1 protein-coding gene is annotated in these 403 nt (G+C 52.4%); it reads right to left on the bottom strand.

The features are described from left to right. Positions 1-333 (bottom strand): CHC2 zinc finger domain-containing protein (locus tag ACGF5R_RS24595; RefSeq protein WP_387693267.1); only part of this gene is annotated, 333 nt, incomplete at its 3' end. Positions 334-403 lie beyond the last annotated feature (70 nt).

The following is a 403-nucleotide window of genomic DNA, read 5'->3' on the forward strand; positions in this document are numbered from 1 at the left end:
CAGCATGGCGGGTTCATCCGGTTGCACCAGCGGCACCACCGAGGGGTTATCTCCCAGTATCCCGCGCAACTGTTCCACGGCCCGGCGCAGACTTAAGCCTTTGGTTTTCATGACCCAGTCCAGCACGGAGCCGCCGGCATCACAGCCAAAACAGTGATAAAGATTTTTGGCCGGTGAGATAACCATTGACGGGGTTTTCTCCTCATGGAACGGGCACAGCAGCACGTAATCTTTGCCGCGTTTAAAGAGCTGTCGCCCCTGTTGCTCCACCACGGCGACTAAGGAGACGGCAGCTTTCAGGTGCTGTAATTCGGCTTCGGGAATGCGGGCCATATCGTTAATCCTTTAAAAAATACGTCAAGGTCTATATTGACCTATTTTAAACAGGACATTAGAATGCTTT

Source organism: Photorhabdus sp. RM71S (assembly GCF_042879355.1).
GTDB classification, from domain to species: Bacteria; Pseudomonadota; Gammaproteobacteria; order Enterobacterales; family Enterobacteriaceae; genus Photorhabdus; species Photorhabdus kayaii.